The following is a 23,858-nucleotide window of genomic DNA, read 5'->3' as shown; positions in this document are numbered from 1 at the left end:
CCGGGGGCGCCCCGCCGCAGCAGGGCCGTCGCCCGCTCGCTGCGGCGCGTCATGAGATACGCGTACGGCGACTGGCCGTAGGCGGCCCGGAACTGGCGGCTCAAGTGCCCGGCGGGCATGCGCACTTCGCGGGCCAGCGCCTCCACGTCCAGCGGCTGCGCGTACTCCCTGTCGATCCGGTCACGGACGCGCCGCAGCCGCGCGAGATCGTCCAGTCGCTGCGCCTGGACGCGTGCGCGCCGCCATTCGGGCTTGCACATGAGAACCTCCCCTTCGTCGCTGCTCAGCGCAGCTCCTGGATGCGGACGAGGTTGCCCGCGGGGTCGCGGAAGGCGCAGTCCCGGACGCCGTACGGCTGCTCGGTCGGCTCCTGGACGACCTCGGTGTCCCCGGCCTGCACCCTCTCGAACGTGGCGTCGAGGTCCCGGGTGGCCAGCAGGATCCAGCCGTACGTGCCCTTGGCCATCATCTCGGTGATGGTGCGGCGCTCGTCCTCGGTGATGCCGGGGTCGGCGGCGGGCGGCGCCAGCAGGATCGACGTGCCGGGCTGACCCGCCGGGCCGACCGTGATCCAGCGCATCCTGCCCTGCCCGACATCGCCACGGACCTCGAAGCCGAGAACGTCGCGGTAGAAGGCGAGCGACGCGTCCGGGTCGTCGTGCGGGAGAGCCGTCGTGTGGATGGTGATGTCCATGACGCGCAGGCTAGACGCGGGCCCGTGGGCCGCGCTTCTCCATTCCTGCTCGATCCGGACACGTCCTCGGGTGGCCGCGACGCCTCAGTGCCGGATCAGGCCGCCCACCGGGACGGTGGCGACATGGCCGGTCGGCGGACGGGTCCGCGCCAGGGCCAGGCCGACGTCGACGAGCGATGACCGGCACAGGCCCGCGACATCGGGAAGCGGGGTCCAGACCGACTCGGCGATGCCGCCGCCGTCCGGCTCCGGTCGCGGCTGCCCGCCGGTGATGCGGACCTGGTAGAAGACGCCGACGTTCTGGTGGTCCAGCTCGCCCGGGACGGCACGCTCGGCCGCGGGGATCACCCGGGAGTCCACGCCCAACAGGCGTTCCACCACCGCGTCGCAGCCGGTCTCCTCCGCGACCTCCCGGACCACCGCGTCGAACGGATCCTCCGCGTGCTCGACCCTGCCCCCTGGAAGGGTCCAGGTGCTCTCGCCCTTCCGCGACACATGCCGGGCGAGCAGTACCCGCCCGCCCTCGACGCACACGGCGTACGCCGCCAGCCGGAAGCTCATCCCCCCGTACCTCCCTGCCCTCCCTCGGACTCGCTTACTTGGGCGGAAGCTCCGCCGTGACCTCCATCGCCCACTTCAGCCAGTCGTCCAGGACCTCGTCGTCGAGGGTCTCCTCCGCGAGGACCACCCAGCCGTTCTGCTCCTTGCCGCGGAACACGAACTGCCTGGCCCCGGGGCGGCCCAGGGCCTCTTCCATCCCCTCGGGCCCGACGCGCACCATCAGGCCCTCCTCGTAGAGATTGGCCAGGGCGTTGCCCTGGAGCAGGAAGGTGATCCCGCCGAACATCTTCTTCGCGGTCACCCCCTCCGGCTCAAGCCGTTCCCTGATCCGGTCCGCCAGCACCTCGTCGTACGCCATTCCCCCACGCTAACCACGCCCACCGACACCCGCCCGCCCAAGCCCTGCCGTGGGCGGGGGCCGCCCGGACCAGGGCGACTTCGGGGTGAGCCCCCCCGGGGCGGGGCCCCTGGGCCCACACCTCACGCCGGAGCGGCCCCGCCCACCTTGAGGGCCCCACGCACCGGGCCCGGCCGTGCGCAGCTGGGGGCACCCGGGGAGGGCCTGTGCGGCACCACGGGCAAGCACCGGGCCCGGCCACCGCCCCCGCCCCGAGGATCTGCGGGGCACCTCAGGCAGCACCCCCCGGCCGGGCCCAGCTGCGCGGAGCCATAGGTGGCCCCACCCCCACCCCGGCGCATGCATGCGGGCCACCCCCACCGGCCCAGCCACACGAATCCAGGGCCAGCCCTCGCGACGGGGCCCGCGTGCACTACACCCACACCGGGCCCAGCCATCGCAACACCGGGGGCAGCCCCACCACCCACCCCCACCCAAGCGAAAGCCTGCGAGGCACCACCGGCACACCCCACACCCGGCCCACCCATCGCAACACCGGGGGCAGCCCCACCACCCACCCCCACCCAAGCGAAAGCCTGCGAGGGCACCACCGGCACCAGGCCCAGCCATCGCAACACCGAGGGGCAGACTCACCGCCCACCCCACCCCGGCGAAAAGCCTGCGAGGGCACCACCGGCACACCCAGCCCCGGGTCCGCCTGCGAAGCCGGGGGCAGTCCCACCCGCCCGCCCCCATCTGCGAGGGGGGCCTTTGGGGCTCGGCCCGCGAAGCTCGGGAGTTTCGGGTGGGAGGGTGGGAAAGCATCCGCCGCGGTAGCGGTGGCGCCACCCACTGCGCGGTAGCGCCCCGCGTCGGGGTCGGGCCTCGCGAGGCCAGGGCGCTCCTGCCCGAGGGAGCAGACCCGGTGGGGGCGGGTGGGTGGGACCACCCCGGCGGCGCGCAGCGCAGCCCCATGTCACCAGGGCAGAAGCGCAGGGGGAGGCACCAGCGGCGAACGCCCCGCGCCCGGGCAGAAGCGCGGGCGGCACCCCCACAAGCACCCCGCGTCGCGGCCGAGCCCCGCCAGGCCAGGGCGCTCCCGCCCGAGGGAACAGACCCGATGGGGGCGGGTGGGTGGGACCACCCCGGCGGGGCGAGGCCGCGTCATGTGGAAGGGGAAGAGCCCCGTAGAAGGGGAAGAGCCCGCCCGTGGGAGCGGAAGAGCCCCGTGGAAAGGGGAAGGGCCCCGTGGAAGGGGCCCAGAACGGCGACAACCCGCGAGCCGGGGGAGGATCGCGGGTGTCGCCGGGGGATCTATGGAGGGCCGGGCGGGAGGTGACCCGCCGGAGGCCCAGGGCCGAAGCCCCGTGGAGAGGGCCCAGGGTCGGACCCCGTGGTAGGGGGCCCGGGGGGCCGAACCCCCGTGGTCCGGGGGCCCGGGTGGTCCGGGGGCCCGGGGCCGAAGCCCCGGGGTCGGGGGGCCTGGGGTCAGGCCCCGTAGGAGGGGGACCTTGGGTCAGGGCCCGTTGGAGGCCCAGGGGCCAGGGTCAGTGGGAGACGAGGTCCGGCTCCCGGTCCTCGTCGACGGCGGGCGCGTCGGGCCCGGGCTTCATCAGGAAGAGGGAGAGGACCGCGGCGACGAGGACGGCGGCCGCCCCGGTCACGAAGGTCGCGGACATCGCGTCGGTGAAGGCGGACCGCACCGCGTCCCCAAGGGCCGCGTTCCCCGTACGGGCGGCTTCGGCGAGGCCCTCGACGACGGAGTTGTCCGCGACGTCACCGGCCGAGGCAGGCATCTCCTTGGCGTACGTGCTGGAGAGGACGGAGCCGAGGAGCGCGACGCCGAGGGCGGCGCCCGCCTGCTGGACGGTGTCGTTGAGGGCGGAGCCGACACCGGCGTGCTCACCGGGAACCGCGCTCATGAGGGCGGCCACCGCGGCGGGCATCGCGAGACCGCCGCCCATGCCCATCAGGACCATGGCGACGGCGACGATGCTGAAGCCGTCACCGGGCTCGAGCGTGGTGAGGGTGAAGAAGCCGCCGGCGGTGATGGTGAGACCGACGGCCACCAGGACGCGGTTGCCCAGCTTCTGGCCGAGCGTGGCGCCCAGCGTGTTGAAGACGAGGGAGGCGACGGCGAGCGGTGCGAAGGCCCAGCCGGTCTTCGTCGGCGAGTAGTGCAGGACGAACTGCAGGTACTGGGTCAGGACCAGCAGCAGACCGCCGTTGGCGAAGGTCAGCAGGACGATCGAGAAGCTGGCGCCGGTGAAGACGCGGTTGCGGAACAGCTCGATGGGGACCATCGGCTCGTCGACGCGCGTCTCCCAGAAGGCGAAGCCGACGAGGGCGACCACGGCCACGATCCCGGCGACGAACACCTTCGGGTGGTCGAAGCCTTCCTTCGGCCACTCGGTGATCGTCCACACGAGGGCGACCATGCCGACGACCGACAGGACGATGCCGAGCGGGTCGGCCTTGCGCCAGGGCCCCTTGGACTCCGGCATCAGGATGAGCGCGGCGATGATCGCGAGGCCCACGATGGGCAGGTTGATCAGGAAGACCGAGCCCCACCAGAAGTGGCCGAGCAGGGCGCCGCCGAACACCGGGCCGCCGACGAGGCCGACCATCGCCACGGCGCTCCAGGCCGCGATGGCCCTGGGCCGCTCTTCCTCATCGAAGACGGTGATGAGGATCGAGAGGGTGCTGGGCATGATCAGCGCGCCGCCGATGCCCATGAGCACGCGGCCCGCGATCAGCTGCTCGGGGCTGTTCGCGATCGTCGCGATCAGTGAGGCCGCGCCGAAGAGGACGAGGCCGATCACCATCACCTTGCGGCGCCCGAAGCGGTCCGAGAGTGAACCGGACGTCAGCAGCAGGCCCGCGAAGACCAGCATGTACGAGTCGAGGATCCACTGGATGTCGGAGGCGGTGGCGTCGATGTCCTCGGCGATGGGCGGGATCGCCACGGTCAGGATCATGTTGTCCACGACCAGGACCAGCGTGCTCAGGCACAGCACGACGAGGATCAGCCAACGTTTCGGGTCACGCACCGGGGCCGCGCCGCCCGTTTCCTCCCCCCGGTCGTCCTTGCCCTGTGCTGCAAGCCCGTCCATCGGTCCTCCTCGGTACGTCGTTCGTTGTCTCCGAACACTGTACGTACGCCGCACAGCGTTCGCAACCTCCGAACGCTGTTCGCATTCTGCGCTAAGGTAGGGGGGTCACGTCGGAGCAGAGAGAAGGGTGGCCGCATGCCGCGCACCGGGAAGCCGACCGCGATCTCCGTCTGGACCCGGCCGCAGCGACCGCGCCGGGACCAGCCCGCACTCAGCCGCGAGCAGATCGTCAGCGAGGCCATCGCGCTGCTCGACGCCGAGGGCATCGAGGCGCTGAGCATGCGCAAGCTGGGCACGCGCCTGAACGCGGGCGCGACCTCGCTGTACACCCACGTGTCCAACAAGGACGAGATCATCGAGCTGGCCGTGGACCAGGTCTACGGCGAGATCGAGGTGCCGCAGCCCGTCTCCGGCTCCCACGAGGACTGGCTCGCGGCCGCCAAGCAGTTCGCCGAGAACGTCCGCGCGACGCTGCTGCGGCACCCGTGGATCGCCTCCGTCCTCGGCGAGCTGGGCATGGCCCACCTGGGGCCGAACATGATGGGGCTCACGGAGGAGATGCTCGGCCTCTTCGAGTCGGGCGGCTTCGACCTGGAGACCTCCGAGATCGCCGGCAAGACGATCTGGGCGTACGTCATCGGCGTCGCCCTCACCGAGGCCGCGTACCTCACGACGCTCGCGCGCAGCGGACGCGCCGAGCAGGAGTGGCACGACATGATCCAGCCGGCGGCCGCGGAGGCGGTGCAGGCCTATCCGCGGCTGCGGAAGATGTACGCGATGGGCCCGCGCGGAGCCGACGCGATCAGCGCGCGGCAGGGGTTCTTCGAGGTGGGCATCGCCTGCATCCTGGACGGTCTGCAGACCCACGCCGCCCACTGAGCGGGCCGGTCACCCCAATGGCCCGCTCCGGTGGCCGTCCCCCGACGGCCGCCGGACGCTCGGGCCATGACCTCTCCGGAACGTGACACGTGGCGTGCGGCGCCCTCGGGGCCGGCGGACGACGACAGCGGCTGGGCGACGGGCGGCACGCTCTTCGCCGGCGTCCTCATGTTCGTCTACGGGATCCTCAGCGTCCTCGAGGGGATCGCGGGCATCGCCAAGGACGACGTGTACGCGCGCATCGGCGACTACGTGTACAAGTTCAACCTCACCACCTGGGGCTGGATCCACCTCGTGCTCGGCGTCCTGGTGGCGGTGACGGGCTGGGGCATCCTCAAGGGCGCCGACTGGGCTCGCGCGACCGGCATCGCCCTCGCCGCGGTGGCCATGGTCGCCCAGTTCCTGTGGCTCCCCTACACCCCCCTGTGGGCCCTGATCTCCCTGGCCATCGGCGCGTTCATCATCTGGGCCCTGTGCACCGACGGCTCCCGCGACGGTGCGACCGCGCCCTGAGCCGGGCTAGAACGCGGCGGGGCCGCCGTTGGCCTCAAGGGTGTCGTGGACGGCCTGGGCGAAGGCCCGGGCCGGGGCGGAGGGGGTGCCCGTGCGCCACACCGCCGCCACCTCCGCCGCGGGCAGGTCCGGCACGGGCACGAAGGCGATGTCGGGCCGGGCGTAGTACGTCTCGACGGAGGCGATGACCGGTGACACCCCCTGCCCCGTGGCGATGAGCGTCATCAGCTCCTGGAACGTGGCCACCGCCTGCCCCCGCCTGATCTCCCGGCCGGACGGCGTGCGCGGCGGCACCTGGAAGTCCCACCAGTAGGACGGCGCGCTGTTCACCACCCCGAAGCAGGTCTCGCCCGCCAGGTCCTCCCAGGACAGGGACGCGCGCCCGGCGAGCCGGTGGTCCACGGGCATCGCCAGGACGCGGGGCCTGCGGATGACGACGGGCCCGACGGTCAGGTCGGGCTCCTCCACGGGCAGACAGGTGAAGAGCACGTCGACGTCCCCCGACCGCAGCGGCCCGAGCGGATCCCGGAACTGGGTCTCCCGCATCCGGACCTCGCACCGCGGACACCGCTCGCGGAAGAGCTTCAGGATGGGCTGGGTCAGCGCCCCGGCCCCCGCGCCGAGGAACCCGACGCCCAACTCGCCCTCCACACCGCGCGCCACGTCCTTGGCGCGGGCCACCGCCTCCTCCATGAGCCGGTGCAGCGGCGCCAGGTCCTCGTACAGCTGACGTCCGAGCGGCGACAACCGCACCACGCGGCTGGTGCGTTCGAAGAGCGTGCCGCCGATGCTGCGCTCCAGCTTCTTCACGGTCTGGCTGACGCGCGCCTGCGAGACGAGCAGGCGCTCCGCCGTGTGCCCGAAGTGCAGCTCCTCGGCGAGCGTCAGAAACGTCTCCAGCTCCTGCCGTTCCATCCGGCCCCTCCCCCTGATCGACCCCTGACCCGCCCCTGAAATGGCCCTGAACTGACCGTGAACTGGCCCTGGAAGCTTCTGACCTGCATCGATAAGCCAGAGCGTGGTGATCGTTTCATGGATCGTCGTTGATCGGCGGCGAGTGGCGGCGGATCGTTGTCATCAGCCCACCCCCGTCTCAACTCCCAAGGATCCGCCATGTCTTCGCGCACCCGTCGGTCCGTCGTCGCCGCCACCGCACTCGCCCTCGTCGCGGGCCTCTCCACGGCCGGGGCCAGCGCCTCCACGGACGGCGGCACGCAGTGGAACGCCGCCTGGGCGGCCTCCCCGCAGCGGCCCAGCACCGGCTTCACACCCAACTGGTCGGAGGCCGGGTTCGACCACCACACGCTGCGCCAAGTGGTACGCGTGACCCAGGGCGGCGACAGAGCCCGCATCCGGCTCTCCAACGCCTACGGCGCGTCCCCGCTGCGCGTCGAGGGCGCCACCGTCGCACGCACCCAGGGCACGAAGGGCGCCGCCGTCGAGAAGGGCACGCTGCGCCGCCTCACCTTCGGCGGGAAGCGCTCCGTCACCGTTCCCGCCGGAGGACAGCTCTCCAGCGACGCGGCCGCCCTCGGCCTGGACCGCTTCGACTCCGTCACCGTGACGCTCCGGCTCGCCCGCACCACCGGGCCCGCCACCTTCCACGCCCAGTCCTTCGCGACCAGCTACCGCGCCGCGGGCGACCACCTCACCGACACCGGCGGCGGCGCCTTCGGCGAGTCCACCGAGTCCTGGTACTACCTCTCGGGCGTCGACGTACGCGGCGAGCGGCCCGCGCGGCGCGACGGCGTCGTCCTGTTCGGCGACTCCATCACCGACGGCTTCGGCTCCTCCGCCGACGGCAACCGCCGCTGGTCCGACGCCCTCGCCGAGCGCCTGGCCGCCGCGGGCGCGCCGCGCCCGGTGGTCAACTCCGGCATCGGCGGCAACCTGGTCCTGAACGACTCGGCGTGGTTCGGGGACAAGAGCTCCACCCGGTTCGCGCGGGACGTCACGGAGCTGCCGAACGCCAGGACCGTCGTCGTCCTCGAAGGCGTCAACGACATCGGCTTCAGCGAGACCGACAAGCCGGTGTACAAGCCCGCCCCCGTCGTGACCGCGAAGCAGCTCATCAACGGCCACCGGAAGCTGATCCGCGCCGCGCGCGCCAAGGGCCTGAAGGTCGTCGGCGCGACCCTGGTGCCGTTCGGCGGCTCCGACCACTACGGCGAGCGCGCCGCCGCCGTCAGCGACGCCTTCAACACCTGGGTGCGTACGTCCGGCGAGTACGACGGGTACGTGGACTTCGACAAGGCCCTCGCCGACCCGAAGGACCCCGAGCGCATCCGGCCCGCGTACGACAGCGGCGACCATCTGCACCCGAACGACGCGGGGTACCGGGCCATGGCCCGCGCCGTCGACCTGAAGGCGCTCTAGCGGGACGACCTACTCGTGCGTGTAGAAGTAGTAGAACGTCGCCGCGAAGACGCTGCCCGCGACCACCGCCGCCATGCCCGTCGACCGCAGCACGCTCGCGTCGGTGAGGCTGTAGAGGAAGCCGAAGCCCACGCCCGCGAAGGTGGCCCAGGCCAGGGCGCGCAGCTCGCGCGGCAGGCCCGGGGCGAAGCGGCGTACGGCGGCGTACAGGGCGCCGAAGGCCACCCCGGTGACCACCCCGTACAGGACGTTCCCGCCGGTGATGGGGCCGCCGTCGCGGTGGATGCCCGCCGCCCAGACGCCGTAGACGACGGCGAGGACGAGGGGTCCCGCCCAGACGTGGGAGAGGCTGCGGATGCCGGGGGATCCGTGTGCGGTGAGTGCCATGGCGGTTCCTCTCTGCTCAGGCCCTGCGGCCTCCTCCCAGGAAACACCCGCGCGGCCCGGCGCTCCACCGGAGCGCGTGGCACGCTGGGAATGAGCCACGGTCCCGGCGATGAGTTTCCGGTGCCGACCCGGTCTCCCCTCATGACACGGCGCAAGGCCACCGCGCCGCGCGAGGCTTCGCATCGGAGGGCTAAGGGACATGACCAGCACACAGCCGGGACGGGGCCCGGGACCGGACGGCCTCGCCATCGAGACCGCGGGCCTGGTGAAGACGTTCGGCGAGAACCGCGCGGTCGACGGCGTCGACCTGGCCGTCCCCGCGGGCACCGTCTACGGCCTGCTCGGGCCGAACGGCGCGGGCAAGACGACGACCGTGAAGATGCTCGCCACGCTGCTGCGCCCGGACGGCGGCGAGGCGCACGTCTTCGGCCACGACGTGGTCCGCGAGGCCGACGCCGTCCGCACCCGCGTCAGCCTCACCGGCCAGTACGCGTCGGTGGACGAGGACCTCACCGGCACCGAGAACCTGGTGCTGCTCGCCCGGCTCACGGGCCACGGCAAGAAGGCCTCGTACGCGCGCGCCGAGCAGCTCCTCGCCGCGTTCGGCCTGGCCGAGGCCGCCGGGCGGCAGGTGAAGAACTACTCGGGCGGCATGCGGCGCCGCATCGACATCGCCGCGTCCATCCTGAACACGCCCGACCTGCTCTTCCTCGACGAGCCGACCACCGGGCTCGACCCGCGCAGCCGCAACCAGGTCTGGGACATCGTGCGCGCCGTCGTCGCGCAGGGCACCACGGTCCTGCTGACCACGCAGTATCTGGACGAGGCCGACCAGCTGGCGGCCCGCATCGCCGTCATCGACAAGGGCCGGGTCATCGCCGAGGGCACCAAGGGCGAGCTGAAGGCGTCCGTCGGCGCGGGCTCCGTGCACGTCCGCCTTCGGGACGCGGCCCAGCGCGCGGAGGCCGCCCAGCTGCTCGAACACGCCCTGGCCGCGCAGGTGCAGCTGGAGCCGGACCCGGTGGCGCTCACCGCCCGGGTCGGCGACGGCGGGCGCCACGCCGAGGAGGCCGCCGCCGAGAAGGCCTCGCGGGCGCTCGCCGGACTCGCCCGCGCGGGCATCGTCGTCGACAACTTCTCCCTGGGCCAGCCCAGCCTCGACGAGGTGTTCCTGGCCCTCACCGACCAGCCCCTCGACCACCACCGGCAGAACGGCACGCAACAGGACCGCACGCAGCAGGACCGCAAGGAAGCCGAGGCCGCGCTATGAGCACCGTGACCACCGTCGAGGCGCAGGACCTCGCGCCCGTCCGCACCGAGTCCCTCGCCGAACTGCTCATCTCCAAGGAGCGGCCGCGCCGCCCCAGCGCCCTGTCGACGTCCCTGACCTTCGGCTGGCGGGCCGTCCTGAAGATCAAGCACGTGCCGGAGCAGCTGTTCGACGTGACGGCGTTCCCGATCATGATGGTGCTGATGTACACGTACCTCTTCGGGGGCGCGCTCGCCGGGTCGCCGCGCGAGTACATCCAGTACCTGCTGCCCGGCATCCTCGTGATGTCCGTCGTCATGATCACGATGTACACGGGCGTCTCGGTCAACACCGACATCGAGAAGGGCGTCTTCGACCGCTTCCGCTCGCTGCCGATCTGGCGGCCCTCGGCGATGGTCGGCTATCTCCTCGGCGACGTCCTGCGCTACGCCATGGCGTCCGCCGTGATGCTGAGCGTCGGCCTGATCCTCGGCTTCCGACCGGACAACACGGTCGGCGTGCTGCTCGGGGTGCTGCTCCTGCTCGTGTTCTCCTTCGCCTTCTCCTGGGTGTGGACGATGTTCGGCCTGCTGCTGCGCACCGAGAAGTCCGTGATGGGCGTGAGCATGATGGTGCTGTTCCCGCTGACGTTCCTCTCGGACATCTTCGTGAAGCCCGAGACGATGCCCGGCTGGCTCCAGGCCTTCGTCAACAACAACCCCGTCACCCATGTCGCCTCCGCCGTGCGCGGCCTGATGGCCGGTGACTGGCCGGGCACCGAGATCGCGTGGAGCCTGGGCTGGGCCGCCCTCCTCGTGGCGGTCTTCGGCCCGGTGACGATGCGCCTCTACAACCGCAAGTAGGCGGCGGGCAGGCAGCCGCACGCCCCTCCTGCTCCATCCGGAGTCACCCCGGTCGCGCCCCTCGCGGCCGGGGTCTTGCCTTGAGGCGTGCCCCCACGCCTGCGCGCCGCCCTCTCCACCGTGCTGCTCGTCCTCAGCTGCCTCCTGGTCCCCCTCGGCGTGGTCTCGACCTGGGCGGCGTACGAGATCCAGGACACGGACCGGTACGTCGCCACGATGGCGCCGCTGTCCTCGGACCCGGCCGTGCGGGCGGCCGTGGCCGACGCCGTCACCGACTCCGTGGTGAAGGAGATCGACGCGGGGCCGCTGCAGTCCACCGTCGAGTCGTTCGTGCGGGACGCCGTCCGCTCCTTCACCGGGACGGCGGCCTTCCGCACCGCCTGGAACGCGGCGAACCGCGCCGCGCACGCGGCCGTCGAACAAGCCCTGGAGAACGACTCCGAAGGCGAGGTGACCATCGACCTCGCGCCGATCACCCAGCAGGTCAAACGGCAGCTCAGCGAGGAGGGCGTGCCCTTCGCCGACCGCATCCCCGTGCGCCACACCGAGGTCACGGTCATGAAGGCGCAGGATCTGAGCGACTACCGGAAGGTGTTCCGCATGCTCCAGGCCGCGGGCCTCTGGCTGCCGGTCGCCGCGGCGGTGTTCGCCGTCGGCGGCATCCTCCTCGCGGCGCACCGCCGCCACGCCGTCCTCGCCACCGCCCTCGGCACGGCCGCCGGAGCCGCCGCGCTCGCCGCCGCCGTCGCGGTCGGCCGCGCGCTCACCCTGGACGACCTGCCCCCGGACGTGTCCCGGGCCGCCGCCGGGGCCGTCTACGACGCGCTCACCCGGACCCTGTGGGTGACGGCCTGGGTCCTGGTGGGCCTCGGCCTGCTCGTGGCGGCCGGGATGTGGTGGCTCTCCCACAGGCGCGCCGGGAAACTTTCCGTGGAGCCGCCACGTCTCTAAGGGAGGATCCGGACAGCACGCCGCCCGGCGGGCGTCCCGTCGAGGAAAGGCCGCCCCTTGGAGCACGCGACGGCACCGCCCACCGCCCCTGAGGACGCGTTCCCCGCCGATGTCCCCGTGCGGCGGCCGGGCAGGTGGCGCCTCGCCGCCTGGACCGCGGGCCTGCTGCTCGCCGGGGTGAGCGCCGTGCTCGGCTGCCGCGCCGCCGACACCGACGCGTTCACACCCGTGCCGCAGGTCCTCGCCTTCCTGCCGTGGCTTCTGGCGCCCGCCGCGCTCGCGCTGCTGCTCGCCGCGTACGGGCGCTGGCGCGTCGGGCTCGTCTGGGCGGTGGCCGTGCTCGGCGGGCTCGCCTGGTTCATGGAGCCGTACGGGAAGGTGGCGGAGCCGGACGGGCCGCCCCTGGCCGACCTGCGCGTCCTCGCCTCCAACGTCGAATTCGGGCGCGGGGCGCCCGGCCTGGTCAAGGCCGTGCGCGAGCACGAGCCGGACCTCGTCTTCGTGTCCGAGTGCGACCGCGCGTGCCAGGACACGCTGCGCGAGGAGCTGCCGGACTCGGCGTACCCCTACCGGGTGGCGGCCGGGGGGAACGGGGCCGACGGCTCTGTCATCCTCGCCAACGTGCCGCTGAAGCGGGCCGCCGGGGTGCGCGGGACGCTCGGCATGCCCGGGGCCGTCGCCGACGTCAAGGGCGTCGCCGTGCGGCTCCAGCTCGCCCACCCCATGCCGCCCACGCCCGGCGACGTCGACCGCTGGCGCGCGGAGCTGGGCTCCCTGCGGGCGTACGCCGCGGCGGGGGACGGGCGGCCCACCATCCTGGCCGGGGACTTCAACGCCACGCAGGACCACGCGGCGTTCCGGCACATCCTCGACACGGGCCTGCGCGACGGCGCGCGCGTCGCCGGGGCCTCCCGGACACCCACCTGGCCCACGGCGCTGCCCCGGCCCTTCGGCGCGCAGATCGACCACGTCCTGACGACGCCGGACTTCGCCGCGCACGAGGCGCGCTTCCTCACCATCGGCAACACCGACCACCGCGCGGTGCTGCTGGACCTGACCCTGCACCGAGGCTGACCCGGATTCGGCCTCCGGCCTCGTCCTCAAACGCCGGACGGGCTTGATGGTTGCCGGTGCGGACCGGATCCCGTCTGCGGCTTGTGGACGAGATGCGGCCCGAGCCAGAGACTTTCAGCCCGTCCGGCGTTTGAGGACGAGGCGCGGAGCGCCGATCGAGCGGTTGGGGACGGCCATAATGGCCGCATGCGCCGCCGAGCCCCACTGGCCTCACTCGCCCCACCGGACTGGCTCGTCAGGTCGCTCAGGCCGCAGCCGGCCCCCGTCCCCTGGGCGGCGGTCGCCCGTGCCGCCGTCGCCATAGCGCTGCCCCTGGCGATCGGCACGGCGGTGGGCCACCCCGCCTACGGCGCGCTCGCCAGCATGGGCGCCCTGTCCGGCGTCATCGGCGACACCGCCGACGCGTACCGGATGCGGATCCTGAACATCGCCGTGCCGCAGCTCTTCGGCGCCCTCGGCGTCACGCTGGGCTCGCTCGCGCACGGCCACGGCTGGGCCGCCGTCGCCGCGGTGACCGTCATCGCCCTGGTCTCCGGGATGATGTCGACGATCGGCGCCGTCGCCTCCGTGTCGGGGCTCCTGCTGCTGCTCAACGCGGTGATCGGCGCGGGTCTGCCGCTCCCCGGCGCGTGGTGGCTCGCCCCCGCCCTGATGACCGGCGGCGGTCTGCTCGTCCTCGTGCTCGCGCTGCTCGCCTGGCCCCTGCGGTCCGGCGTGCCCGAGCGGGCCGCCGTCGCGGCCGCGTACCGGAAGGTGGCCGCGCTCCTGGAGGCGGCGGGCACCGAGCACACCGGTGAGGACGCCTACGACGAGGCCCGCGCCGCCGTGACCGCCCAGCTCAACCAGGCCTACGACCTCGTCCTCGCCCGCCGCGCCCGCGACCACGGCCGCAGCCCCGACCTGGTGCGGCTCATCGCCGTCCTGAACGCCATCACCCCGGTCGTCGAGGCCGCGCCCGTCGCCCACCAGTACGGCGAGGAGCTGCCGCCCGAACTCCCGGAGGCGGCCCGCGGCCTTGCCGCCGCCATCGCGCGCGGCCCCGACGACGAGCCGGTCGCCCTCGGTCTGCCCGCGGAGCTGCCGGAGGCGTACGGGGCCGCCGCCCGCGCCGTCCACCAGGCGCTGCGGCACGCCGCCGACACCCTCGCCGACCCCGACCCGCTCACCGCCGTGCACGCCGACGACCGCCTCGGACGGCCCGCCGCGCTGCGCGTACGGGCCCGGCGCGCGACCCGCAACGTCATGCTCTCCGGGGCCTCCTGGCGCTACGGCCTGCGGCTCGCGCTGTGCATCGGCATCGCGCAGTCCCTCGTCTCCCTCATCGACGTGCCGCGCTCGTACTGGGTGGCGCTCACCGTCACCTTCGTCCTGAAACCGGACTTCGGCTCGGTGTTCTCGCGCGCGGTGATGCGGGCCCTGGGGACGGCGGCGGGGCTCGTGGTGGCCGCCGCCGTGCTCTCCGCCGTCGACCGGGGCTGGTGGGACGTGCCCGTGGTGCTCGTCCTCGCCACGCTCATCCCCGCGCTCACCCCGCGCGGGTACGGCTACCAGACCGCCGCCATCACCCCGGTGATCCTGCTCCTGTCGGACGTCCTCAACCACCAGGGCTTCGGGCTCGTGCTGCCCCGCCTGCTCGACAGCCTCATCGGCTGCGCCATCGCGCTCGTCGCGGGCTATCTGCTGTGGCCGGAGAGCTGGCACACCCGGATCGGGGACCGGCTCGCGGACGCGGTCGCCGACACGGCGGAGTACGTGGAGTGCGCGTTCGGCCAGGACGGCAGCGGCGGCGATCCCGCCGCGCGGGCCCGGATGCGGCGGCGGCTCTACCGCGATCTGTCCGACATCCGTACGGAGTTCCAGCGGGCCCTTACCGAACCGCCGCCCATGGGCGCGCGGGCCGCCGCGTGGTGGCCGCTGGTGGTGGCCGTGGAGCGGATCGCCGACGCGACCACGGCGGCACGGGTGCGGATACGGCACGGAGCCTCCGCCCCCGAGGGGGCGGAGGCCGGGGAAGTCGTGCGGCAGCTGCGCGAACTGGCCGCCGCGCTGCGGGAGGTGGAGGTGCTCGTCCCGGTGCCGGTGGAGTTCACGGGGCCCAAGGACAGCGTCCTGGAACCCCTCCGCCAGGAGGTGGCCGCGGCGCGCGCCATCGCGTCACCGCGGCCCTAGCCCTACTTGGCTGCCTCGACCTGCTTCATGGCCTTGGCCAGGCCGTTGGCCCAGAGCTGGTTGACCCGGGCGCGCTCGGCCGCGTTGGGCTGGGCGTTCTGGCAGGACGTGCCGGGGCCGCCGCCGGACATGAGCTCCGAGCACGGGCCGCGGTAGTTGTCGGGGAGGCCGAGCACGTGCCCGGTCTCGTGGGCGGTCACGCGGGTGGAGTTGTACTGCTGGTTCTGCCGGTAGTCGAGGAAGATGTAGCCGCGACCGTGGCCGTTGGTGCTCGCGTACGAGCCGCGCGGGTCGTTGCCCTCGCGGTACTCGAAGCTCGTGCCGCTCGTACCCTCCTGGAGCTTGACGTTGGAGACGGCCGCGTTCCATATGGAGGTGCTCGTGGCGATCTGCTGCCGGAACGACGGGGCGCGCTGGGTGCTGTAGGTCACCGTGACGGCCTTGACGCCGGGGTTCGCGGCACGCTTCTCGGCGACCGCCTTGACGACGGCCTCGAAGAACGCCTTGTTGGCGGCCGCCTCTTCGGCGGAGCCCGCGTACCGGGCGGCCGATACGGTGGCCTTGGTGGACTTGGCCGAGTCGGCCGACGTGGCGGCCGAGGCGACGGAGGAGGTACCGAGCGCGGCGACCGCGAGTCCGAGTGCGGCGGCGACGGACACATAACGCTTGTGCATGTGGGGGGCTCCCTACTCGTTCGGTGAAAGATGAACGTTTCGGTATCCGTGAGTGTCGGGCAGCCTGGCGCGTCGCGGATGATGGCAGGTGCCGATAGCACGGGCCTATCGCCGCACATCCGGTCACCGGACGGAGGGGCAACTTCTACGGTTCCATGGGTGTTTGGGAGGCTGGTGTGCCGCCGCAACCCGCTCTACGCTCACGGCCATGGAGCTCGAGGTCAGGCACCTCCGCGCACTCTGCGCCATCGCTGACAGCGGCAGCCTGCACAAGGCCGCCCGCCAACTCGGCATGAGCCAGCCCTCGTTGACCACCCAACTGCGCCGCATCGAACACGCGGTGGGCGGCCAGCTCTTCACCCGCGAGCGCACCGGCTGCCGCCCGACCCCGCTCGGCCGCACCGTCCTGAGCCGCGCCCGCCCGCTCGTCATCGAGATGCGGGCCCTGGTCACCGAGGCCCGCGCGGCCGCCGCCCGCTCCGCCGACGGCCAGCCGCGCCTGCGCATCGGCTCCACGGCGAGCCGCGCCATACCGGGCTGGCTGCGCAGGCTCCGCGCCAGCCTGCCCGGCACCGAGACCTCGCTCCAGATGGACGTATCGGCGAACGCGCTGCTCCGCGACGTCGCCGACGGCCGCCTCGACGTCGCGTTCGTGCACGAGGTGGAGGGCAGCCCGCTCAGATTCCCCGACGGGCTCGACCACCGCGTCCTCATCGACCGCGAGCCGCAGTTCGTCTCGCTCGCCGCCGACCACCCCGCCGCCCACGAGCCCGTCGTCAGCCTCACCGACCTCGCCGACGACCGCTGGATGGTCGACCCGACCGTGGACGGCGAGTGGGACGGCCTGCGGCGGATGCTGAGATCCGCCGGGCTCAACCCCCGCGTGCTGCACGGCGACTACCTCACCGCCGCCACGCTCGTGGCCACCGGCGAGGTCGTCACCGTCTGCCAGCCCACCTCGGTGGCGAGACCCGACATGGCGGTCAGACCCCTGCGCGGCGACCCCCTGGGCGTCCGCCTGTACGTGGCGGCCCGTACGGAGACGGAGCTGAACGCCGTGTACGGCGAGCTGGAGGCCGCGTACTGGGAGGCCGCCGCGGAGGCCCCCGCCTACCAGGACTGGCTGCTCGGCACCCGCGGGGCCGGGCCCCCCGCGACCCGTCCCCCCGCGTGTCCGCCGCCCCGCGCGGTTCCCCCGCCCGGGGACCTTGGCCCCCACTCAGCTCGGGACCTTCGGCCAACCCCTCTCTGACCTGCACTTTCCACCGTTTTACGGTTCTGCGTCGCGGTCTGCGGCCAGTTGTTACGTTCCCTACGGATGACGCACACATGGCGCCCGTAGCTTCATATCCGTCGCCACCGCAAAGGGGCACAAAGACGGACAAGACGCCGACCAGTACGAGGGAACCACGCCATGCGCGCCACCCGACGCACCATCCGCACCGCCGCCATCGCCACCGGCGCGATCGCCGCGCTCGCCGTCCCCACCACCGCTGCCTTCGCCGACACCCCGCCGGCCCCGCACTCGGCCGACGGCGCCACCGCGCCGGGCGACCGGACCGACGGCGACCGCACGCCGAACCCGGACGACCGGACGACGCCGGACGACCACACGACTCCGGACGACCACACCAAGCCCGACGACGACCGGACCAAGCCGGACGAGGACAAGGACGCGGACAAGGACAAGCCCGTCCCCGGCGGCTGGGAGTCCAAGGGCACCGTCAGCCTCGGCGGCGGCTGGACCGCACAGGTCGACGTGAACGCCTCCGCCCGCTCCGCCAAGGCGCAGATCCTCCAGGACGGCGTCCTCAAGGGCTCCCTGAGCGCCGAGGGCCGGTCCGCGTCCACCAAGATCAGCGGCTATACGTTCACGCTCTCCACCGACGGCGGCGTCACCAGGACCGGCTCCGGCGACGACAAGGACAAGGACAAGCCGGTCCCCGGCGGCTGGGTCTCCAAGGGCACCGTCGCCCTCGGCCACGGCTGGACCGCCAAGGTCGACGTGAACGCCTCCGCGCGCAGCGCCAAGGCCCAGCTCCTCAAGGACGGCGTCGCCAAGGGCTCCCTGAAGGCGTACATCAAGCCCGCCTCCACGAAGATCGACGGCTGTACGTTCACGCTGAGCGCCGACGGCACGGTCACCAAGACCGGCACGCCGACCCCGCCGAAGCCCAAGCCGCAGCCGTCGGAGAAGCGCGTCTTCGTGCGCGAGTACACCAACCTCGGCAAGACCGGCTTCGACGCCAAGGTCTACAAGACCAAGGCCGGGTACGAGGCCGACATGATCGCCCCGGCCCCCGACACCGGCAAGAAGATCGTCTGGGACACCCTGAAGCAGACCGGTGCCAAGGCCGCGTACGGCCGGCACAACGGCGCCCACTTCGTGCTCAACCCGGACGGCACCATGAAGGGCTGGGTCGAGGGCCACAAGGGCGGCGCCAAGCCGACCACCGCTCCGGGCACCTCCACCAAGGTGCCGCACGGCGGCGTCAAGGCGGGCGCCGACGGCGTGGGCGAAGGATCGCCCGGCACCCCGCTGGTCGCCGCGGGCGGCGGCATGGCGGCGCTCGGCGCGGCGGGCCTGGGCTTCGCGATGTACCGCCGCAGGCAGAACGGCTGATCGCCGACGGCCGTACGGAGACGGGGCACCCCCTGCTGAAGGGGGTGCCCCGTACGCGTACTCAGACGCCGATGTCGTCGCCGTTCGCGCGCCACACCGACACGACGGCCGGGCGCACGATCTTGCCGGGCCCGTCGGGCCAGGCGCTCGCGGGCTTCTCGACGGAGGCGCCGTCGACCTCGCCCGGGTGCTGCACGGCGACGAGCACGCGCCGCTCCTGCACCAGCGGGCCACAGGTCTCCGCGCCCGCCGGCATCGTCAGGAACTGCTTCAGCTCACCGCGCCGCTCGCCCTTCGTGGCCACGCCGAACAGGCCGTCGTGGGAGCCGAGCTGGTTGCCGTCGGTGGAGATCCACAGGTTGCCGTGCGGGTCGAAGGCCACGTTGTCGGGGCAGGAGATCGGGCTGACCTTGTCCTTCGGGAAGCCCGCGAAGTACGTGGCCGGGTCGTTCGGGTCGCCCGCGACGAGGAAGAGGTTCCAGGCGAAGCGCGTGGACTCGGGACGGTTGCGGGACTCGGTCAGTTCGAGCACCTGCCCGTGCTTGTTGAGGTTGCGCGGGTTGGCCTCGTCGGCACCGGCCTTGCCGGGCTTGCCGCGGTCGCTGTTGTTCGTCAGGGCGACGTACACCTTGCCGGTCCGGGGCGACGGCTCGATGTCCTCGGGGCGGTCCATCTTCGTGGCGCCGACCTTGTCACCGGCGAGGCGCGTGAAGACGTACACCTCGTCGGCGGTCATGCCCTCGACGTGGGAGACGGCCTTGCCGCCCGCGTACGCGGTGGCCAGCGGAATCCACTGGCCGCCGCCGTCGAACTCGCCGTCGGCCGGGAGCTTGCCGGTGCCGTCGATCTCCGCGGCCGGGGAGTCGCCCGTGAACTTGGCGACGTACAGGGTGCCCTCGTCGAGCAGCGTGAGGTTGTGCTCGCGCGCCCAGCGCGAGTCGCCCTTGGCCATGCGCTTGCTGCTGACGAACTTGTAGACGTAGTCGAAGCGCTCGTCGTCGCCCATGTAGACCACCGGGCGGCCGTCGCGGGTCAGGCGCGGCTGGGCGCCCTCGTGCTTGAAGCGGCCGAGCGCGGTGCGCTTGCGCGGCGTGGAGTCGGGGTCGTACGGGTCGAGTTCGACGACCCAGCCGAAGCGGTGCGGCTCGTTCGGCTCCTTGGTCAGGTCGAAGCGGTCGTCGAAGCGCTCCCACTTGCGCTCGGACTCACCGCCGACGACGCCGTAGCGCTTCAGGCGGGCGGCCTGGGTGGGGTCGGTCACCTTGTCCGCGTGCGCGAAGTACTGGTTGAAGTTCTCCTCGCCGTGCAGCGTGGTGCCCCACGGGGTGGTGCCGCCGGAGCAGTTGTTGAGCGTGCCGAGGACGGTGGTGCCGCGCGGGTCGGCCTTCGTACGGACGAACTCGCTGCGGGCGGCGGGCCCGGTGAGGTGGAACTTGCTGGTGGTGGTGAGGCGCCGGTTGAGGCGGTGGCGCGGCACGGGGCGCAGCGCGCCGGTCTTCCGCTCGCCGTCGACGACGACCACGGACAGGCCGTGGGCCGCCCAGGCGATCTCGACCTGCTCGCGGGTCGGGTTCTTCGCGTCGTAGCCCTTGAACATCAGGACCTCGTCCGTGTACTCGTGGTTGGCCACGAGCACCTGGCGGCCGTGCTCCTCGCTCTCGCCGCGCAGCGGCAGCAGGCTGAGGAAGTCGTTGTTGTAGCCGAACTGACCGGCCTGTGCCTTCGCGGACTGCTTGTCCGCGTCGAAGGCCGGGGCGCCGCGCAGGATGGGCTCGCCCCAGCGGATCACGACGTTCTGGCGGTAGCCGTCGGGGACGGTGACCTTGTCGGCCGTGTTGGGCGCGACGGGCGTGAACCGCAGGCCGCGGGCGGCCTTCTTGCCCTTGGGTTTGTACGCCGCCGGGGAGGCGGCCACGGCCTCGCCCGCGCCGGGGCCGAGGGCGACGCCGCCCGCGGCCGTGGCGGCCACGGTCACCACGGCGGCGGCGCGCATCACGGAGCGGCGGCTCAGGGCACCGGCTATGACGTCGCCGACGTACTCGTTGTCGCTGGTGTTCGGCACCGGGTGGAAGCAGGCGTCGCCGCAGCGGAACCGGCACGTCATGGCCGAGCGGCCGCCGGCACCGCCCGGGTGCGAGGTGATCAGGGGCAGCAGCTTGCGCACGGGTTCCTCCAGGGTGGCCGAATCGGCCGCGGTGTGGCTGTTTTCGCTCGATTGACCGCGGTCCGGCTGGAGGCTAGGGGCGGCTGCCAGCAGGACGGGGGACTGCGGGTGAACGGAGCGTGAACCGCACCTGGCCCCTGGGCTCGGCCGGGGGCCCGGTGGGTCCGGTGGGGCGGCGGATACCCTTACGTGTCCCTCGGGGCCGGGGACCCACTCACGCCGAACTCACACTTAGGGGTGCGCACATGGGCATTCTGGATCGACTGCGGAGCGCCTTCCGCCGCCGCCGAACCACTCCGCCACCCCCTGCCGAAGCCGCCGCCCGGCCCGAGGCCCCCACCCCGCCCGAGCCGGAGCCCCAGCTCTCCGTCCCGGCCCAGGCCTCCCCGGCGGAGGACCTCGTGGCCGCGGCCTTCGACAACGTCACGGTCCGCCCCTCCGCGTCGGCCGCTCCCGCCCACCCACCCGCCCATGACGGGGAAGCCCCCACCACGGCCCCGACGGAGAAGCCGCAGGCCGCGGAGGATGTACCGACGGAGACGAGCACTCCCGCTCCCGCTGTGGACAACCACCCCGCAGACCAAGACGGCGAGGCACCCCCCACCGCTGTGGGCAATCGTCCCGCAGGGCGGGACGGGTGGGCACAGCCCACGGCGCCGAGCAACCGTGAAGCAGAGCCCACCCCCGCGGACCCCGCCCCCATAGAGACGCCCCAGCCGGAGGCACCCGCCGAAGAAGCCCCGGCTCCGCAGGAACCCGAGGCGGAGGCCCCGGCCCAGGAAGCCCCGGTGGAGGAAGCCCCGGCCCAGGAAGCCCCGGTGGAGGAAGCCCCGGCCCAGGAGGCCCCCGGGGCGGAAGCCCCGGGAGAGGCGGTCGGGGAGGCTCCGGCCAAGGCCGCGCTCAGTCTGGCCCGGCTCAAGGCGCGGGCGCCGGGCCTCGCCCCGGCGTATAAGGCGGCCGGGGCGGCCCTGCGCAAGCGGGGTCTGACGGGCACCCGCGCCCGGGTCTACCTCGTACTGGACCGCTCCGGCTCCATGCGCCCGTACTACAAGGACGGCTCCGCCCAGGCCCTCGCCGACCAGACCCTCGCCCTGGCCGCCCACCTCGACCCCACCGCCACCGTCCACGTCGTCTTCTTCTCGACGGACATCGACGGCACCGGCACCCTCACCCCCGCCGGCCACGAGAACCGCGTCGACGAGCTGCACGCGGCCTGCGGCCGCATGGGCCGCACCAGCTACCACCGCGCCGTCGAGGAGGTCGTGGCCCACTACGAGAAGACCGACGGCGAGGGCCCCGCCCTCGTGGTCTTCCAGACCGACGGCGCCCCGGACACCAAGGGCCCCGCGACCCAGGCCCTGGCGGACGCCGCCCGGCACCCGCTCTTCTTCTCCTTCGTCGCCTTCGGCGACCGGGACAGCAAGGCCTTCGACTACCTGCGCCGCCTCAAGGCGGACAACGCCGCCCACTTCCTCGCGGGCCCCGCCCCCAAGGAGCTCACCGACAAGCAGCTCTACGACGGCCTCCTGGCCACCTGGCGCCCGCGGCCGTGAGGTGAGTCGATCTTCGTGGGGCCGTTAGGATTTCGACCATGGCGGCCACTGGATCCGAGAAGCAGGGAGCGGACGAGAACGCGAAGGCGTTCTACGTCTCGACCCCCATCTACTACGTAAACGACGCTCCTCACCTGGGCCACGCCTACACGACCGTCGCAGGCGACGTGCTCACGCGCTGGCACCGGCAGCGCGGCGAGAAGGTGTGGTACCTCACCGGCACGGACGAGCACGGTCAGAAGATCATGCGCACGGCCGAGGCGAACGGCGTGACGCCGCAGGAGTGGTGCGACAAGCTCGTCGAGGAGGCCTGGCGCCCCCTCTGGGAGCACCTGGAGATCGCCAACGACGATTTCATCCGCACCACCGAGAAGCGGCACACGGACCGCGTCCAGGAGTTCGTGCAGGACCTGTACGACAAGGGCGAGATCTACAAGGGCGGCTACGAGGGCCCGTACTGCGTCGGCTGTGAGGAGTACAAGCTCCCGGGCGAGCTGCTCGACGGCGAGGGCGCGTACGACGGCCAGAAGCTCTGCCCGATCCACAAGAAGCCGGTCGAGCTGCTCAGCGAGGAGAACTACTTCTTCAAGCTGAGCGAGTACGGCGACAAGCTCCTCGAGCACTACGCCGCGAACCCCGGCTTCATCCAGCCCGAGTCCGCGCGCAACGAGGTCGTGAACTTCGTCAAGCAGGGGCTCCAGGACCTCTCGATCTCCCGCTCCACCTTCGACTGGGGCGTCCCGGTCCCCTGGGACGACAAGCACGTCATCTACGTGTGGGTCGACGCGCTGCTCAACTACGCCACGGCCGTGGGGTACAACGAGAACCCGGCGAAGTTCGGCGACACCTTCCCGGCGAACGTGCACCTCGTGGGCAAGGACATCCTCCGCTTCCACGCGGTCATCTGGCCCGCGATGCTGATGGCCCAGGGCCTCCCGCTGCCCGGCAAGGTCGCCGCCAACGGCTGGCTGATGGTCGGCGGCGAGAAGATGTCGAAGTCGAACCTGACCGGCATCAAGCCGCAGGACCTGACCTCGCACTTCGGCGTCGACGCCTACCGCTGGTACTTCCTGCGCGCCATCGCCTTCGGCCAGGACGGGTCCTTCTCCTGGGAGGACTTCACCGCCCGCTACACCAGCGAGCTGGCCAACGACTACGGCAACCTCGCCTCGCGCGTGGCCGCCATGGTCGGCAAGTACTTCGGCGGCGCGCTGCCCGCCGCCGCGGCGGACGGCCCGGCGGAGACCGCGGTGCACGAGGGCCTGGCGCAGGCCGTCGCCGCGGCGGACCGGAAGATCGGCGAAGACCTCGACTTCCAGGGCGGCATCCTCGCCGTCTTCGACTTCGTGAAGCAGGTCAACGGCTACATCACGGAGCAGGAGCCGTGGAAGGTGGCCAAGGACGAATCCGAGGAGGGCAAGGCCCGCCTCGCCACCATCCTCTACACCGCCGCCGAGTCGCTGCGCGGCGTCGCCGTGCTGCTCAACGCCGTCATGCCGGACACCTCCCAGAAGCTCTGGGACTCCCTCGGCGCCGAGGCGTCCCTGGGCGCGCTCGCGGACCAGAAGGTCCAGGACGCGGGCGTCTGGGGCCTGCTGCCCGCGGGCTCGACGGTGACGAAGGGCGCGGTGCTCTTCCCGCGTCTCGAGGAGCCGAAGAAGGCCTAGCCGCCTCCCCC

General features: G+C 72.7%; 20 protein-coding genes and 1 pseudogene. 12 read left to right on the top strand and 9 right to left on the bottom strand.

Annotation, left to right across the window (positions count from 1 at the left end; translation table 11 throughout):
- Positions 1 to 8: 8 nt before the first annotated feature.
- The 5 genes and pseudogenes from CP982_RS22330 to CP982_RS22310 all read right to left on the bottom strand — a co-directional run.
- A pseudogene (locus tag CP982_RS22330) lies at positions 9 to 260 on the bottom strand (AraC family transcriptional regulator); the annotation flags it as partial.
- A gap of 23 nt (positions 261 to 283) precedes the next feature.
- Positions 284 to 694 carry a VOC family protein gene (locus CP982_RS22325; protein WP_150512151.1) on the bottom strand — a complete coding sequence of 137 codons (411 nt, stop codon included), beginning with the start codon at positions 692 to 694 and terminating at the stop codon, positions 284 to 286.
- 84 nt (positions 695 to 778) lie between these two features.
- Positions 779 to 1,255, bottom strand: a complete 477-nt coding sequence (locus CP982_RS22320; protein WP_150512150.1) for an NUDIX hydrolase — start codon at positions 1,253 to 1,255, stop codon at positions 779 to 781.
- A gap of 34 nt (positions 1,256 to 1,289) precedes the next feature.
- Positions 1,290 to 1,613: a TfoX/Sxy family protein gene (locus CP982_RS22315; RefSeq protein ID WP_150512149.1), complete on the bottom strand. Its 324-nt coding sequence runs from the start codon at positions 1,611 to 1,613 to the stop codon at positions 1,290 to 1,292.
- A 1,526-nt stretch (positions 1,614 to 3,139) separates the two neighbouring features.
- Positions 3,140 to 4,705 carry an MFS transporter gene (locus CP982_RS22310; protein ID WP_150512148.1) on the bottom strand — a complete coding sequence of 522 codons (1,566 nt, stop codon included), beginning with the start codon at positions 4,703 to 4,705 and terminating at the stop codon, positions 3,140 to 3,142.
- Between the two features lie 135 nt (positions 4,706 to 4,840).
- On the opposite strand from CP982_RS22310, the gene CP982_RS22305 reads away from it, so the two are divergent.
- Entirely contained in the window at positions 4,841 to 5,584 is a 744-nt protein-coding gene (locus CP982_RS22305; RefSeq protein ID WP_144320016.1) for a TetR/AcrR family transcriptional regulator, read from the top strand.
- A 66-nt stretch (positions 5,585 to 5,650) separates the two neighbouring features.
- Positions 5,651 to 6,097: a DUF7144 family membrane protein gene (locus CP982_RS22300; protein ID WP_150512147.1), complete on the top strand. Its 447-nt coding sequence runs from the start codon at positions 5,651 to 5,653 to the stop codon at positions 6,095 to 6,097.
- A gap of 6 nt (positions 6,098 to 6,103) precedes the next feature.
- Here CP982_RS22300 and CP982_RS22295 read toward each other — a convergent pair whose 3' ends face one another.
- Positions 6,104 to 7,012: a LysR family transcriptional regulator gene (locus CP982_RS22295; protein WP_170316471.1), complete on the bottom strand. Its 909-nt coding sequence runs from the start codon at positions 7,010 to 7,012 to the stop codon at positions 6,104 to 6,106.
- Between the two features lie 198 nt (positions 7,013 to 7,210).
- Between CP982_RS22295 and CP982_RS22290 the strand changes: the two genes are divergently transcribed.
- The gene (locus tag CP982_RS22290) at positions 7,211 to 8,473 is read left to right on the top strand and encodes an SGNH/GDSL hydrolase family protein (RefSeq protein WP_150512146.1); all 1,263 of its coding nucleotides are present in this window, start codon (positions 7,211 to 7,213) and stop codon (positions 8,471 to 8,473) included.
- Positions 8,474 to 8,482: 9 nt separating this feature from the next.
- Here the strand turns inward: CP982_RS22290 and CP982_RS22285 are convergent, their stop codons facing one another.
- On the bottom strand, positions 8,483 to 8,860 hold the full coding sequence (locus CP982_RS22285; RefSeq protein WP_150512145.1) for a hypothetical protein: 378 nt from the start codon (positions 8,858 to 8,860) through the stop codon (positions 8,483 to 8,485).
- 199 nt (positions 8,861 to 9,059) lie between these two features.
- Here CP982_RS22285 and CP982_RS22280 point away from each other — a divergent pair, with 199 nt between their 5' ends.
- The 5 genes from CP982_RS22280 to CP982_RS22260 all read left to right on the top strand — a co-directional run bounded on the left by CP982_RS22280 (position 9,060) and on the right by CP982_RS22260 (position 15,166).
- Positions 9,060 to 10,130, top strand: a complete 1,071-nt coding sequence (locus CP982_RS22280) for an ATP-binding cassette domain-containing protein (RefSeq protein ID WP_150512144.1) — start codon at positions 9,060 to 9,062, stop codon at positions 10,128 to 10,130.
- Entirely contained in the window at positions 10,127 to 10,972 is an 846-nt protein-coding gene (locus CP982_RS22275; RefSeq protein ID WP_150512143.1) for an ABC transporter permease, read from the top strand. Before CP982_RS22280 ends, CP982_RS22275 begins: the two co-directional genes overlap by 4 nt.
- A gap of 87 nt (positions 10,973 to 11,059) precedes the next feature.
- The gene (locus tag CP982_RS22270; RefSeq protein WP_229878948.1) at positions 11,060 to 11,923 is read left to right on the top strand and encodes a hypothetical protein; all 864 of its coding nucleotides are present in this window, start codon (positions 11,060 to 11,062) and stop codon (positions 11,921 to 11,923) included.
- A gap of 57 nt (positions 11,924 to 11,980) precedes the next feature.
- Positions 11,981 to 12,997 carry an endonuclease/exonuclease/phosphatase family protein gene (locus CP982_RS22265; protein ID WP_150512142.1) on the top strand — a complete coding sequence of 339 codons (1,017 nt, stop codon included), beginning with the start codon at positions 11,981 to 11,983 and terminating at the stop codon, positions 12,995 to 12,997.
- Positions 12,998 to 13,183: 186 nt separating this feature from the next.
- Positions 13,184 to 15,166, top strand: coding sequence for an FUSC family protein (locus CP982_RS22260; RefSeq protein ID WP_150512141.1), 1,983 nt, complete (start codon positions 13,184 to 13,186; stop codon positions 15,164 to 15,166).
- A 2-nt stretch (positions 15,167 to 15,168) separates the two neighbouring features.
- Here CP982_RS22260 and snpA read toward each other — a convergent pair whose 3' ends face one another.
- Positions 15,169 to 15,840 carry a snapalysin gene (snpA, locus tag CP982_RS22255; protein WP_150512140.1) on the bottom strand — a complete coding sequence of 224 codons (672 nt, stop codon included), beginning with the start codon at positions 15,838 to 15,840 and terminating at the stop codon, positions 15,169 to 15,171.
- A 208-nt stretch (positions 15,841 to 16,048) separates the two neighbouring features.
- Between snpA and CP982_RS22250 the strand changes: the two genes are divergently transcribed.
- Entirely contained in the window at positions 16,049 to 17,092 is a 1,044-nt protein-coding gene (locus CP982_RS22250; RefSeq protein ID WP_150512139.1) for a LysR family transcriptional regulator, read from the top strand.
- A gap of 162 nt (positions 17,093 to 17,254) precedes the next feature.
- On the top strand, positions 17,255 to 18,463 hold the full coding sequence (locus tag CP982_RS22245; protein WP_150512138.1) for a hypothetical protein: 1,209 nt from the start codon (positions 17,255 to 17,257) through the stop codon (positions 18,461 to 18,463).
- Between the two features lie 61 nt (positions 18,464 to 18,524).
- Here the strand turns inward: CP982_RS22245 and CP982_RS22240 are convergent, their stop codons facing one another.
- Entirely contained in the window at positions 18,525 to 20,627 is a 2,103-nt protein-coding gene (locus CP982_RS22240; RefSeq protein WP_150512137.1) for a PhoX family protein, read from the bottom strand.
- A gap of 245 nt (positions 20,628 to 20,872) precedes the next feature.
- Here CP982_RS22240 and CP982_RS41820 point away from each other — a divergent pair, with 245 nt between their 5' ends.
- The gene (locus CP982_RS41820; RefSeq protein WP_170316470.1) at positions 20,873 to 22,180 is read left to right on the top strand and encodes a VWA domain-containing protein; all 1,308 of its coding nucleotides are present in this window, start codon (positions 20,873 to 20,875) and stop codon (positions 22,178 to 22,180) included.
- 38 nt (positions 22,181 to 22,218) lie between these two features.
- A complete protein-coding gene (gene metG / locus CP982_RS22230; protein WP_150512136.1) occupies positions 22,219 to 23,847 on the top strand; it encodes a methionine--tRNA ligase in 1,629 nt (542 codons plus the stop codon).
- Positions 23,848 to 23,858 lie beyond the last annotated feature (11 nt).

It is taken from the genome of Streptomyces spectabilis (assembly GCF_008704795.1).
GTDB lineage: Bacteria > Actinomycetota > Actinomycetes > Streptomycetales > Streptomycetaceae > Streptomyces > Streptomyces spectabilis.
Note: the sequence above shows the minus strand (reverse complement) of the source record. Positions and strands in the feature narration are given on the sequence as shown.